12 protein-coding genes and 2 pseudogenes are annotated in these 13626 nt (G+C 28.1%); 3 read left to right on the top strand and 11 right to left on the bottom strand.

Annotation, left to right across the window (positions count from 1 at the left end):
- Positions 1-200 precede the first annotated feature (200 nt).
- Together JJC03_RS05485 and JJC03_RS05480 are read left to right on the top strand one after the other, a co-directional pair.
- Positions 201-1160: an HU domain-containing protein gene (locus JJC03_RS05485; RefSeq protein WP_088400314.1), complete on the top strand. Its 960-nt coding sequence runs from the start codon at positions 201-203 to the stop codon at positions 1158-1160.
- A gap of 82 nt (positions 1161-1242) precedes the next feature.
- A complete protein-coding gene (locus JJC03_RS05480; protein ID WP_088400312.1) occupies positions 1243-1755 on the top strand; it encodes an acyl-CoA thioesterase in 513 nt (170 codons plus the stop codon).
- A 47-nt stretch (positions 1756-1802) separates the two neighbouring features.
- On the opposite strand, the pseudogene JJC03_RS05475 reads toward JJC03_RS05480, so the two are convergent.
- The 4 genes and pseudogenes from JJC03_RS05475 to JJC03_RS05460 all read right to left on the bottom strand — a co-directional run bounded on the left by JJC03_RS05475 (position 1803) and on the right by JJC03_RS05460 (position 5868).
- A pseudogene (locus JJC03_RS05475) lies at positions 1803-3704 on the bottom strand (S9 family peptidase).
- Positions 3705-3790: 86 nt separating this feature from the next.
- Positions 3791-4696, bottom strand: a complete 906-nt coding sequence (locus JJC03_RS05470) for a DMT family transporter (protein WP_235874153.1) — start codon at positions 4694-4696, stop codon at positions 3791-3793.
- Positions 4696-5517 carry a Rossmann-fold NAD(P)-binding domain-containing protein gene (locus JJC03_RS05465; RefSeq protein ID WP_088400306.1) on the bottom strand — a complete coding sequence of 274 codons (822 nt, stop codon included), beginning with the start codon at positions 5515-5517 and terminating at the stop codon, positions 4696-4698. The genes JJC03_RS05470 and JJC03_RS05465 overlap by 1 nt, the downstream gene beginning before the upstream one ends.
- A 3-nt stretch (positions 5518-5520) precedes the next feature.
- The gene (locus JJC03_RS05460) at positions 5521-5868 is read right to left on the bottom strand and encodes a hypothetical protein (protein WP_088400304.1); all 348 of its coding nucleotides are present in this window, start codon (positions 5866-5868) and stop codon (positions 5521-5523) included.
- 710 nt (positions 5869-6578) lie between these two features.
- Between JJC03_RS05460 and JJC03_RS05455 the strand changes: the two are divergent.
- Positions 6579-6912: pseudogene (locus JJC03_RS05455) on the top strand (single-stranded DNA-binding protein).
- 77 nt (positions 6913-6989) lie between these two features.
- Here the strand turns inward: JJC03_RS05455 and JJC03_RS05450 are convergent.
- The 7 genes from JJC03_RS05450 to JJC03_RS05420 all read right to left on the bottom strand — a co-directional run bounded on the left by JJC03_RS05450 (position 6990) and on the right by JJC03_RS05420 (position 13610).
- Entirely contained in the window at positions 6990-7850 is an 861-nt protein-coding gene (locus JJC03_RS05450; RefSeq protein ID WP_088400300.1) for a carboxypeptidase-like regulatory domain-containing protein, read from the bottom strand.
- A 440-nt stretch (positions 7851-8290) separates the two neighbouring features.
- Positions 8291-9379: an SH3 domain-containing protein gene (locus JJC03_RS05445; protein ID WP_165764256.1), complete on the bottom strand. Its 1089-nt coding sequence runs from the start codon at positions 9377-9379 to the stop codon at positions 8291-8293.
- Between the two features lie 35 nt (positions 9380-9414).
- Positions 9415-11148 carry a glycoside hydrolase family 19 protein gene (locus JJC03_RS05440; RefSeq protein WP_235874152.1) on the bottom strand — a complete coding sequence of 578 codons (1734 nt, stop codon included), beginning with the start codon at positions 11146-11148 and terminating at the stop codon, positions 9415-9417.
- Complete coding sequence (locus JJC03_RS05435) at positions 11127-11711, bottom strand: hypothetical protein (RefSeq protein WP_235874151.1); 585 nt, start codon at positions 11709-11711, stop codon at positions 11127-11129. Before JJC03_RS05435 ends, JJC03_RS05440 begins: the two co-directional genes overlap by 22 nt.
- An 18-nt stretch (positions 11712-11729) precedes the next feature.
- Positions 11730-12527, bottom strand: coding sequence for a PAAR-like protein (locus tag JJC03_RS05430; RefSeq protein ID WP_088400386.1), 798 nt, complete (start codon positions 12525-12527; stop codon positions 11730-11732).
- Positions 12528-12573: 46 nt separating this feature from the next.
- Positions 12574-13371, bottom strand: coding sequence for a hypothetical protein (locus tag JJC03_RS05425; RefSeq protein WP_235874150.1), 798 nt, complete (start codon positions 13369-13371; stop codon positions 12574-12576).
- Entirely contained in the window at positions 13326-13610 is a 285-nt protein-coding gene (locus tag JJC03_RS05420; RefSeq protein ID WP_235874149.1) for a LysM peptidoglycan-binding domain-containing protein, read from the bottom strand. Before JJC03_RS05420 ends, JJC03_RS05425 begins: the two co-directional genes overlap by 46 nt.
- Positions 13611-13626 lie beyond the last annotated feature (16 nt).

The following is a 13626-nucleotide window of genomic DNA, read 5'->3' as shown; positions in this document are numbered from 1 at the left end:
ATAATAATACTACAAGTTACATATTTTTTTAAATTGTTGATAACATTTGTTAATAAAATTTTTATTTTGGCTTGTAATTTATAATTTTGCTCCTAATTAAATCAGAAACCTTTTGAATTTACTTACTCAAATGCTTATGATTAAAAAGAGATAATTCTGATAGTTGTGGGGTTATCTTTGAAAAATATTATTAAAAATAGATGAATATCGAACACTATATATCCGAGTTACTTTATCGTTACCAATGTGTAATTGTACCTAATCTAGGGGCTTTTTTGACTGAAACTATAACAACTACTGTACAAGAAAATACAACTACTTTTTTTCCTCCTAAAAAAGTGGTTTCTTTTAATAGTTATATAAAAAATAATGATGGTTTATTAGCTAATCATATAGCCCTACAAGAAGGTATAAGTTATATAATGGCCGTTGCTAAATTAGATTCTTTAGTAAAAGAGTGGGAACAAAAGCTATTGAAACGTGAATTCATTATACTAAAAAACATTGGAATTCTGAAATATAATATTGAAAATCATATTGTATTTGAGGCTTTTGAACACACTAATTATTTAACCTCATCATTTGGACTCACGTCTTTAGTATCTCCTTCTATTAAGCGTGAAGTATTAAAATCTATAGTTCCTCAAGAAACTCTTCCAATACTGGAAGAGGAAGAACTAGAGGAAACAACACTTAGTATCATCCCTGAGAAGAAAAATCCTTTCAAGAATTTCTTAAAATATACAGCAATACTAACAGTGGGTGCAGGTGCAGGAACTTTTGGTTATTTAGGTTATCTTGAACAACAAGAACAGTCTAAATCAATACTAGTTCAAAAGGAAGTTCAAAAAGAAGTAGAAACGAAATTACAAGAAGCTACTTTTTTTATAGAAAACCCTGTTAATCTCAGTACTGAAAAAAAAACATTAGCTTTTCATTTAGTAGCAGGTTCTTTTAGAAGTTTATCAAATGCCGAACGTACAGTAAATGAATTAAAAGCTAAAGGTTTTTCTAAAGCTAAAATTATGCCACAAAATGAACAAGGCTTATTTCCAGTTTTTTATGGTAGTTATGCTACTTATACAGATGCTCAACATCAACTAACCACAATTCAAGAAAAAGATAACCCCGAAGCCTGGTTATTAATAAAAAATTTATAATTCACAAAAAAGCCTTCTAAAGTGAAGGCTTTTTTAATTTTTATATAATAAAAACATTATATCTTTGTAAAAAGTTTAAATTATGCATCCTAAATACCCTTCAGAATCTTTAACTGTTATTACCGACTTAGTATTACCTGGTGAAACTAATCCATTAAATAATTTATTTGGTGGTGAGCTTTTAGCTAGAATGGATCGTGCAGCGAGTATAGCTGCTAGAAGACATTCTAGAAGAATTACAGTTACTGCTTCTGTAAATCACGTTGCTTTTAATCGATCAATTCCTTTAGGAAGTGTTGTTACTATTGAAGCAAAAGTTTCTAGAGCTTTTAATTCTTCTATGGAAATATTTTTAGATGTATGGATTGAAGATCGTGAATCAGGTAATCGTACTAAAGCAAATGAGGCAATTTATACATTTGTAGCGGTAGATGAAACAGGCAGACCCGTTGAAGTTCCTCAAATAATACCTGAAACAGAAGAAGAAAAATCAAGATATGATGCGGCTCTAAGAAGAAAACAATTGAGTCTTGTTTTAGCTGGAAAAATGAAACCAGATGAGGCTACAGAATTAAAAGCTTTATTTATACATTAAAAACAAACGCCCAATAAGTTTTACTGGGCGTTTAATTTTTTATAAGATTACTTTAATAAATATTCTTCAATATATCTTATAACAGCTAAACGTTGAAAATCTACATTAGCTTTTTTACGAAAACCATGTCCTTCATCTTTTGCTTCTAAATACCAAACGATATTTCCTTGTTCTTTTAACTTATCACGCATTTGAGTAGCTTCGGATACAGGTACACGAGGATCATTTGTTCCCTGAATAATAAACATTGGTTTTTTAATTTTATTTGTATTATTCATAGGGGAAATTTTATCTAAAAATTCATACATTTTAGGATCCCTCTCATCACCATACTCTACACGACGTAAATCACGACGATAATCTTCTGTATTTTTTTAAAAAGTATTAAAATTAGAAATTCCAACGACATCTACACTGCAACGAATTCTATCAGCATAATGAAAGGCAGTAGCTAAAGTCATATAACCACCATAACTTCCTCCCATAATCATAATTCTATCTTTATCTAAATCTGGTTGTTGAGCAATCCAATCTAGAAGAGCTCCAATATCTTTAACAGAATCTTCTCTTAAAAAACCATTATCTTTGGCTAAATAGGTTTTTCCAAATCCTGATGATCCTCTAACGTTAGGATAAATCAAGGCTATCCCCATTTCATTTGTATAGTAATTATTTGCTCCCAAAAATGTTGCTAAAGATTGTCCTTCAGGACCACCGTGTATATTAATCATAACAGGTCTTTTTCCTGTAAATTTTTTTGAAGCAGGATAATAAAACCCTGAAATACTCATTCCATCAAAGCTTTTCCATTCAACCAGTTTAGGAGTAGACATATCTGATTTTTGCATTTCTCCTAATTCGCTTTCTGTCCAAGGTGTAATTTTACTTGTTTTTAAATTTAATTTATAGACATCTGAAGAAGAATTAGCGGTAGATTGTGAAAAGAAAATATTTTGATTATCATTAGCAAATTTTACTCCATTAATTAATCCTACAGGAAGATTAGGAATTATTCTAAATTGTTTAGTTCTAGTATCCATCAAATACAATTTATGTAATCCTCCTTCATTTGTCATAAAAACTAATTTCGTTTTATCTTGACTAAATTCATATGCTTCTATATCCCAAGGAATGATGCTAGTAAAATATGTAATTTTTTTTGTTTTAATATTAAATGTTGCTAAACGGCGAAATTCATTATCACGATCTGTTGTAAACAAAATTTCATCAGGATTATTTGAAAAACTTGGATTTGATTGTACAATTCCTTTATCAGTTCTATTGGTAATCTGCTCTATTTTATTAGTTGTTGTGTCGAATATCCAAACATGTGATTCATTAGCAGATATACTTTCAGTAATTAAAAGTTTTTTTCCATCTTCTGAAATATCTTCTATATTCCAACCTCCTCCTTTTACTTCTAGAACTAATTTTGTTGATGTGGAATTATTAGGATTCATATAATAAATATCACGATCAGCCCCATTTCGTTTGGTTGAAGAATAATAAAATCCTATTCCATTTTTTTCCCAAGTTACATTTCCGTTTTGAGAACGTCCTCCATCTGTTAATAAAGTTGACAGTCCTGTTTTTAAATCTAACTTATAGAGTTGTCCAAATTCGTTTCCTCCTATATCACGACTATAAATTAAATATTCTCCTTTAGTTGGTTCATAAGATGCACTAGAAATAGGTTCTTCAAAAAATGTAATTTGTTTTCGAGCACCTAAAGGTTGTATGATTTTATGTAATTGATTTGTTGAACCGAAACGAGTAGAAATTATTATCTCCTCTTTTATTGGATGTATTGCTAATAAACCTGCTCCTCTGGATTCAGTATATTTTTTTACTTTTTGAGCTAATTCTTTTGAGATGGATGAAATATTTTCAGTAATCAAGTTTTCATTAGGTAAAACTTGATTTTTTTTATCCTGTGCTATCGTGTTCATTACCAAAGGGAGTAATAACAACTGGAATGATAATTTTCTCATATTTTATAATGATTGATCTTTTTTAAAATTAATAATATGCTGTTTTATTTCGAGGTTTTTTTAATACCTTTATTGATCAAATAAATCCCAAGAATAACAATAACTACGCCTATTCCTAATGTAATTGTAAAGGGTTCATTAAAAATAATATCTCCTAATATTACAGCAACAATGGGATTTACATAAGCATAAATACTACTTATTTCAGTAGGTAAATGTTGTAATGCGTATACCAGTGCTATAAAAGTAGTAATGGAGCCAAATACAACTAAATAAACAATAGACCACCATGCTTGTGATGGTATTTGAAACAAACTAATAGAAGTTCCTGTAGCACCTGTATATGCAAATAGTAAAATACTAGAAATAAGCATTTGTAATCCTAAACTAAAATAAGGGTTAAAATTTTTTGCTTTCTTTTTAGTGTACATACTACCTATAGCCCAAGTAATAGTGGCTAAAACAGAAAGTAAAATCCCAAATTGAAAATCAGGTCTAATAAAATCAGCTAAATAATCAGAAAATACTACACATACTCCACTAAAACTTACTAATAATCCTAGAACAGCTAATTTTGATAATCGCTCACCATTAAAAAAACTGATAATGACTATCCATAACGGGAAAATAGCCCCAATTACGGCACCTAAGCCACTAGAAATATATTTTACTCCCCAGGTACTAAGTCCATTACTTAAAACAAAGTTTAAAACACTCAAGATTAAAATAGTACGCCACTGTTTTGCTTTAGGCCATGGCATCTTTTTAAACCAAAAATAACTTATATAAATAAAAGCTGCTATAAACTGTCTTATAGCTACTAATTGCAAAGCAGGCATTGCTTTTACTCCTTGTTTAGAGGCTAACCAAGTTGTACCAAAGAAAAAAGAAACCCATATAAGGGCTAAAACTGGTAATCCTAAGGATTGTATCTTTTGAATTAGTTTCATTAATAAAGATCTAGATTAAATTCATATGGTAATTTTTCTATTAATAAGGTAGAATCAATTATTTTACCTTGTGTATCTGAATTAACAAATTTCGGTATTTTTAAATTGTTTTGCACCGCTTTGTCTGTGTAGTATTCTTTTCGAGTGGGATGAAAAGGAGCTACAGCATTAAATACATTTCCCCATACTGTATTAGAATATATCATCTTCTCAATAATTTGTATACAATCTGTTTGAGAAATCAAATTTACTGCTGCTTCTGGATTTTCTAAATTTTCTTTTCCTGCTAAGTATATCACAGGGTGTCTATCTTCACCTATTAAACCTCCTAAACGCAAAATAGTTGTTTTAAATTTCTGATTTTTTTGTAATAATTGTTCTACTTTTAATAATTGTCGTCCTGCTTCGGTACTAGGAATAACAATATCTTTTTCAGTTATTGTAACCTTTTTAAAAGTATCTCCATACACAGAAATAGAACTTATAAAAAGTACTTTAGAAATATTAGAAGTTTCTATATAAGGAATAATTTTTTGAATTTTAGCAATAAAATTTTCATCATTATTTTTCCTTAACTTAGGTGGTATCATAATAATAAGAAGATCTGATTCTTTTAAAAATTCTGAAATGTTTTCTGTAACCCTATTCTCAAACAATTGAATTAAATAAGGTTGTATTTTCAATTTTTCTAAAACCTCTAGTTTATTTACAGATGTGGTAGAACCTTTTATTGATAGTCCTTTTAAAACTAGATTTTCAGCTAGTGGTAATCCTAACCAACCACAGCCTAATATTGAAATTGTGTTGTATTTATAAATCATTATTTAAGATTCTCTTTTAACTAAAATATAAAAATCATGATCAAGAACTCTATATCCTTGATCATATAAAAAATAATAAACATTACCTGTTTTAGTAGTATATATAGAAGTAAAATACTCAAATTCAAAGCCTTTACTCATTAATTTTGTCCTATTAATTTTCGTCTTACCTTCTAAATTAAGTTCACTTAATATCCTATAATTTTTCCGGAGTTTATTATTAATATTACGCATTAAATTAGTACTATCTTTATTCATTCGATTGTTATAAGCATTACGACAAGCATCACTACAAAATTTCTTATCTTCACGACCCATAAAATTTTCATTACATTCTAAACATTGTTTCATATCTACTCCTATTTTCTAATTATTTTTAGAGATATCTTCCTTAAAAAATTATTTAAAATATTAATTTATACTTTTCCAGAAACTTAATTCATTTAGAATCATTATCTTTTCTATATCTTGGGATAAATAAGAGGAAAATAGATATAAAAAATAATTTTCACATCTAATCCAGTTATTATACTATTATTAAGTTTCCCTTGATAATACAAAGCTTATTTTATACGGGTCGATGATTACAGTCCCATACATAATCCTATGCTTTTATAACAAGCATGTCTTCTATTAATCCTAATTTAAATCACATAAAACTATTTATAGGACTATCTGCGCAATAATATATTATTTATTTAATAATCTAACCAAGATGATAGCATCAATTTAGTTTCTCGATAGATAAATCAGAAGCCATTTTTTCTCATTGATGTGGAAAACTTTGAAAAATATCTTTATCCACCCTATTAACACTTCATTTGAAAGATTAGGATCAAAATATAATTGACATATGGAAAGTTTTAGTATTTCCAGTATTATATTTTTTTGAACATAAAGATATTAAAAAAAACATTTGTAAGCGACAACAAATAATTACAATCGATAATAAATAATTGATAACCGAATCATTATGAAAAACTTATACAAATTTGCAATGTTAAACAAATGAAACTAAACTGTTTTTAAAACTAATACAAATATTTAAAATTATAAACGCCATGAATACATTAAGAAACAAAGTACAATTAATTGGACACGTAGGACAAGAACCTGAGATTAAAATTCTTGAGGGAGGACGAAAATTAGCTAAACTAACATTAGCGACTAATGAAGTTTATTATAATGAAAATAAAGAAAAAAATTACTGATACACAATGGCATTATATTACTGCTTGGGGTAAAACAGCTGAAATCATTGAAAATTTTGTAACTAAAGGAAAAGAAATAATGGTAGAAGGAAAAATTACGTATAGAAATTGGGAAGACAAAAACGGAGAAAAACGTAATTCAACAGAAATCATCATAAATGAATTGTTGCTAATAGGAAAATAAGGCACTTCATTTTATGAAAATTCCTTACAATAGTAAACCATATAATCTTTAGTTATTGTAAGGAATTTTAATTATTTTTAATTTGTCAATATTAGGCTGATTGCGGGTTCAAAAACTCGACTTTTTGAAGTTGGATCTATTATTTTTTTAAATTCTTTATACCAAGTTCCTCCGTAATAAGTATAAGTAAAATCTTTTTCTACGAAATTATAAAAAAGTAAGGGAAAATAAATAGTTTGTGTTTTTAAGCTACCATCAATAGCTGTGGTATTTTTAATCCATTTATTTTTTTCTATTAGCAAACGTTCTACAGCAACAAATAGACCTTCTTTTGGAAATACTAAATTACGATCAGAAATATCAAAATAAGACTTACGACTTCCTTGTTTAACTTGAACAACTAAATCTTTAGTCAATAATTCTTCACCAGGTAATCCATCTGGTTTTACTGTATAAAAATGTATCTTCACACTAGCGGTTTCGATATTACTTTCTGTAAACAATCCAATTTTTTTTAAGTATCTATTTTTCTTCACCTTAGAATCATAAGGAAAATAAATAGCGTCTATTTTAGGTCCATTTTCAAATGCTTGAGCAATACCATTTGCCATGGATAATTCAAAAGTTCTAGTTTCTTTTTTATTAATGATAACTACTTCATTAAGTTGATAAGTGGTTGAAATCATTTGTACTGTTTGAATAGCAGAAGATGATAATATCTTTTTTTCATAACCTAAAGCTGAAAAAACAATCATTTTTTCTTCTTTTATAGGTAAATAAAAACTTCCGTCTTCATCCGTAGTTGCTCCTATTTTTTCATTTTGTACTCCAATATTTACATAAGGAATAGGATGATTATTAACATCTACTACTTTTCCTTTTATTTGAGCAGTAGCTATAGTTCCAATTAGGAAGAAGAGCTTAAAAATTTTATTCATAAATTAATTTATTGTATCAATAATTTACTGATAGATTTGATTCTTTTTAGGGATAAAAGTACAATTATCTTAGTCATAACATTATAAAAATGATTTTTAATGTGTTAATTATAAAATATACTTATTCCAAATCAAGATAAATTTTTGTTCTTTTTTATTAATTTTAGAATATTAAAATTATTAAATACAATTTTGAAGTTCCTATATATTAATAATTCATCTTTTTTATAATTCAAATTACAATTTATTCTATTAGTATTACTCTTTAGCTTTTCTAACCTATAAATTCCTAAAATTTTATACTATAAGAATTTTATGTTTTTTTATTCATGAAATATTCTAAAACCTCTAGCAGCTTGTTTTATTTACACAGTTTTTTTGTAGTGTTATCTATATTCTAACATATTTGATCTATAAAATAAAAACGGCAAAAGCCGTTTTTATTTTTTCTTTACAATTCTAGATTTGTGTATATAACCTTGTTCTCCTATTGTAGTTTCAATTAACCACCAATCTTTATCATTTTCATCTAAAATAAAAATTTCTGTTCCTGTATTAATTTTACCAATAATCTCTGAACTCGAACTTTTACCTTTTCTTAAATTTGTATAACCATCTTTATCATAAATTCTAAAAACTTCATTTTTAGAGTCCGAATCATATATTAAAGTAGAAAAATCTTTTAATTTTGAAAAATTATAGAAATCATTATTAATTAATAACTTTAAAAAAAATGGTTTTCTATTGAAATATGTATATAAAAAATCAGTATTACCAGACGTACATAATTCATTAAGCAAAAAAGCAATAACATATTCTTTTTTTTCATATTCATTTCCTTTTTCATCAATGGTATTGACAATATCTGGAATTGTATTAAAAAAATCACCTTCGATACTATCTGAAAATGAATTAATTCTTTGATTTTTATATTTTATTTCTCTTATCTTATTAATCATTGATTTTCTTAATATGTATTTTTGATCTTTATAATCAAAAATTAAATCATTTACATCTATTTTATTATTGAAATCAATTTTTTTAAATACAAATTCCAAAACTTCATCATCACCTATATAATCAAAATTTTTAACTAACGAAATTAATAGATCAGGCCTATGATTTTTAAGCCAATTAAAAGATACAGAATTATTATTGATTATGAATTGATTATAATGAAAAAGTAATTCACCTTCTATTTCTTCATTTTCTCCTTCTACATATATTAGACATTTGTCTTTTATAACTATTTCAGGCATCAAATCTTTTTGCAATACAATCACATTTCTGTATTTTTCAATATCCCAGCCATAAACTACTTTAATTCTTTCTATAAAAAATTTTAAATTTGGTTTAATAAATCCACGTTTTATTATTTTTTCTTCAATTAGAGAAGCATTTTTATTTATAAACTCTTCAAAATTTACTTGCATTTCTCCATCCTTAAAAGTATTATTTCTATATTCAATTTTTTGATTATTATCTTTTTCAACCATATCATTGTTGTTATTATTGTCTTTGCATGACATTATTACTATTGTAATTACTATTAAATTCAAAAAGTTTATAATATTCCTGTCCATTTTATTGTACCTATTTTGTTATTGTTCCATTGTTCTTCTTTAACTTTTCTCTCTTCTAGAATAATTCTTACCGGCTTATCATCCTTTAAGGGTAAATCATTTAAAATATTTAGTAATTTATTTACTATACTAGTATCTTTTCCAGTAACTGTTGTTAAACAACCAATCGCAAATTTAGGAGAATATTGATGAATCGCTACACCATCTCTATTTCCGTCTGGACCTTTTATTGATGGAGATTTTCCATCAGAACTGATATACATTTTATAACTTTGTCCTGGAGTAGCTGGTATTAAATAATATTCCCCAGGAGGGGTCTCATTTCCTGTTCCATATCTTTTATCAGAATGCTTTCCATATTTCTCCTTATCACCATGTGCATCTCTAGAAAGGAAAGTTGTAAAATCTGGATTAGGTAAATCCTCTTTTCTTTTTAATTTTTTAAATGTATCTAAAGTCATATTCAAATAAACGTCAGTTTTATAAACAAGCCAACTTGATATATATTTAGACCCTTTTCCTGAAATGAATATTACGGTTCCTTTTTCATTATTTTTATTTAAGGATTTTCCTAACCTACATTCATCAATTTTAAAAACTTCTGAAGTTGATCCGTCAAATATTTTTTTCTTTTCTTCGTGATTAGTAGAACATTTACCATCCCTCCCAGTAACACTCGTATTTTTACCAACTTTAGGGCAAATTTTATTTATAACATCTTTAGTTAAGTTTGATGAAGTATTTAAACTTTTCCACTTCCAAAATGCCATCGAAGACAAAACAGCAATAGAAACATTACTTACCACTAAATCAGGATTAGAAATTATATCAGCTCCTTCTTTCTTAGTATAAGTATTTGCATATTCATACGCAGATCTACCTGTTAGTTGTAACAATCCTTTCCCCCTAAAATTCCATCCATCATTCTCTTGACTATTACCCAATTCTTTACCTTTACTAAATTTATGGCTATATGCCCAGTTAGCAATTTTTTTCTGATTTTCTAAAGTTACTGCAGGGAGGGCAGGTTTTAATTCTTCTCTTCCCCATTTTTTAGCATTAATTTTACCTTCTTCACTTTGAAAAGCACTAAATTCTTTTATTAGTGATTTCCAATACCAATTAAAATTCTCTCCACTCTTCACATGTAATCCAGATCCAGATTCTATACGTGCTTGAGCAAAGAAATGTGCTTTGTTCCAGCAGGTATTCATATTTAATTCTTTCATATATTTTGAGTATATCGTAGCTACTTTTGTAAGAGTAGCTTGATCAGCATCTGTAAAAATTTGTTTTAATTCAATGGCTGTAATATCTTTATCGCAATTAGGACATTTGCCATCATTTCTTTTTTCTTCTTTTTTATTTACCTGATCGATTCCTACTAATACTGGACTTTTTTCTTTTGAAATTTGAACGGTATGGGGCTTATCTCTTTTAGCTTTTCCGAAGCTCTCTGCCCAATCCCACATTTCGCTAAAACCATCTGAAAGACTACTTAATAATCCTTTTTCTTCTTTTTTACTCGCTGGTTTTTGTTCTGCTGGTGAGCCTTTGGCTTTTTTTATTTGATGTGTACTAGAACTTGATGTTATTTCTCTTGGTGTGGAATGTGGATTTTTTATTTCTAGGTTTTCACTGGCATGTTTCTTTTTCTTATAATATTCTACTGTTACATAAAATTCTAGTTCTTTTATATCTGACTCCCCTTCCAAGGCTTTTTTATTAATGCTTGTGTAAGGGTAAATTCAGCTACTGCTTCTCCATATTTGTTTACTCTTGATTTTTTGGTATCTATTATTTTGTTTGAATCTTTATGCCCTGATCCTTTAGCATCGTCTTCCCATAGGGTAAATATTACTTCTTTATTCAACATATTGATACAATGAGCTTTTGCTCGTAGTTTTTCCGTAAAACTAAAAATATTACCTTTGTTATCATCTACGTAGTGTAAGTCTATTTTTCCTATTTTAGGGGTTCTATTCCCTTTTGGTTTTATTATTAATCCTCCTCCTTCGGGTTGATGTAGGTATCCTTCTAAACGATAGGTTTCTCCTATTGAGGCTTCACCAAAGGTAAAACTACTATCGCCTTTTTTCTTTATATGAGTAGTGGTAAATTGTCCATTACTTCTTTTCTTGAACAGTTCCCAAGTGACTTTTTCTGCTTGTCTTTCCGATGTAGGGGTAGTTGGATACCATTCTTCTATATGATAGGTATATTTTTCACCTACTATGGGAGATACGTTTCCAGACATTACTGAAACTCCTTTTTTCATAATAAATCTATTTTTTTATTACCAAGCTTCGTTACTATTGTTTGTGGTTTCTTCTTGATATTCTTCAAAATTTATAATAGGATTGTACAGATGTTGTTGACTTGGATTGGCTTTTGCAACATCTTCTTTACTGGTTTGACTTTCTTGACCATGTTTAAAAATGGTAATTTTACCTCCTGTACTACACATTAGTTCTGAAAGTTCAGTTACACACTTTTTATCTAAAATCTTTACTTTATCATAGGTTTTAGTCCATTTACCAGCTGCTGAAAAAGAACAAGGTAAATATCCTCCTGAGGTAGGTTTTAGTTTGCATTGACCAAAAGGTTGTGCTGGTGGATCTAATTGAAGGTCTTCTTCTGTTACAGCTAGATAATCTGATGAGCCTTCTGAATCGTTCCAATAGTGTTTTGTTTGGCTTGTAACTTTAAATGATGGAAATTGAAAGCCTTGATTACATTGACATTGGCCTTTTTGTACTACAAAATGTTTTCCTTCGTGTGGACTGGAAGTTGATGTTTGATTACTGCTCTCTGCCGTTTTTTTCTCTGATTCTTTCTTTAGCGTTTCTTCAACTTGGCTAACTGAAACCATATCAGTAGTATTAGATCTAATTTCTGAACTCTCTTGTTGTTTCATATAAGGAGGCTCGTTTGGTATGAGTAGTTCTTTTCCTTCAATAACTTGAGGTCCTAATAAATCATCTAGGCGACAATATAGGTTATGATATGCTCGAAGGTGGTCTCCATCTTTTACTCCAAATTTTTCTGCAACGGATGAAAAGGTATCTCCTTTTTGTACTATATATTTTTTCATATACAGACTTTATTTAGTTTAGTTTTTTCAGTGTTTTTAGTTTTTGTTAGCCTAGATTTAATGTATGTTTCATATAGACTACTTCATTATTTGATAGTATTACTTGACCTTGTGCTTTTATCAGTTCTTTGTTTTGTTTGGAAGTGTAATACGTTAGTTCTATTTCTGCTATCCAATCTGATGGGGTTTCTTCTTGAGTTTGTCTTGTTTCGTTAGGGTATTCAATAACTTTTCTTCGTAATATTTCTTGAAAGCTATTTCCTTCTATATAATTTGATTTGATTGTCGTTTTTATATAGTCTGAATTTTCAAAATCATATTGAGTGCTAAAATTACATTCTACATTATAGGAATTGGGATGAAAGTAGAAATAATCTTTTTTATCTTCTTGACTAAACCAACTCATATTAGGAAATAAAATTTGATATAATAATGTTGAACAGTAACTTTTTAGAAGTGTTTTTTTGTCTATTAAATTCCTCTCGAATTTATTAATATATTCTTGATTTATTTCTCCTGTATAATAATCTAATAGTGCTGATTTACTTTTTTTGAATCTAGCTATTATTGCTGAATGATTATTTATATCTATTATTTGCCCTTGTGGTCGTATGGTAAATTCTATTGGATAAATTGTTTTTATACAGGCTAATGATAGTAGAGTGATTTTATCTTCTGATAACTCATGGTCTTTTTTTCTAAAGGACACTATATAGCCGTTTTTATTGTCTATTATTTCTATATCAATACTGGAATGTATTGTAAAGGTGTCTGATGTAATTTCTTGAATTGTTTCTTCTACATCATATTGTTTTTTGTAAAAATTTTTAGGTAGGTAATACAAAGGTAAATTACTAAGAGGCTCTGTTTTTTTTCAAATTCTAGAAGCTTTTCAAGCTCTTCAATGGAGGGTAGTAGTATTTCTTCTATCCCTTTTAAATGATTATACTCTATTAGGTATTTTTTTTTACAATAGGTATTATGATGGCGTCTAAGTGCTTGATGGCTAATACCTATTTCTTTTGCTATTGATTCTAGCGTATCACCTTTTTTAACTTTGTATCTGGACCAATTGTTATTCATAGTTTCAAATATAAAA

It is taken from the genome of Flavobacterium oreochromis (genome assembly GCF_019565455.1).
Classification (GTDB): Bacteria; Bacteroidota; Bacteroidia; order Flavobacteriales; family Flavobacteriaceae; genus Flavobacterium; species Flavobacterium oreochromis.
Note: the sequence above shows the minus strand (reverse complement) of the source record. Positions and strands in the feature narration are given on the sequence as shown.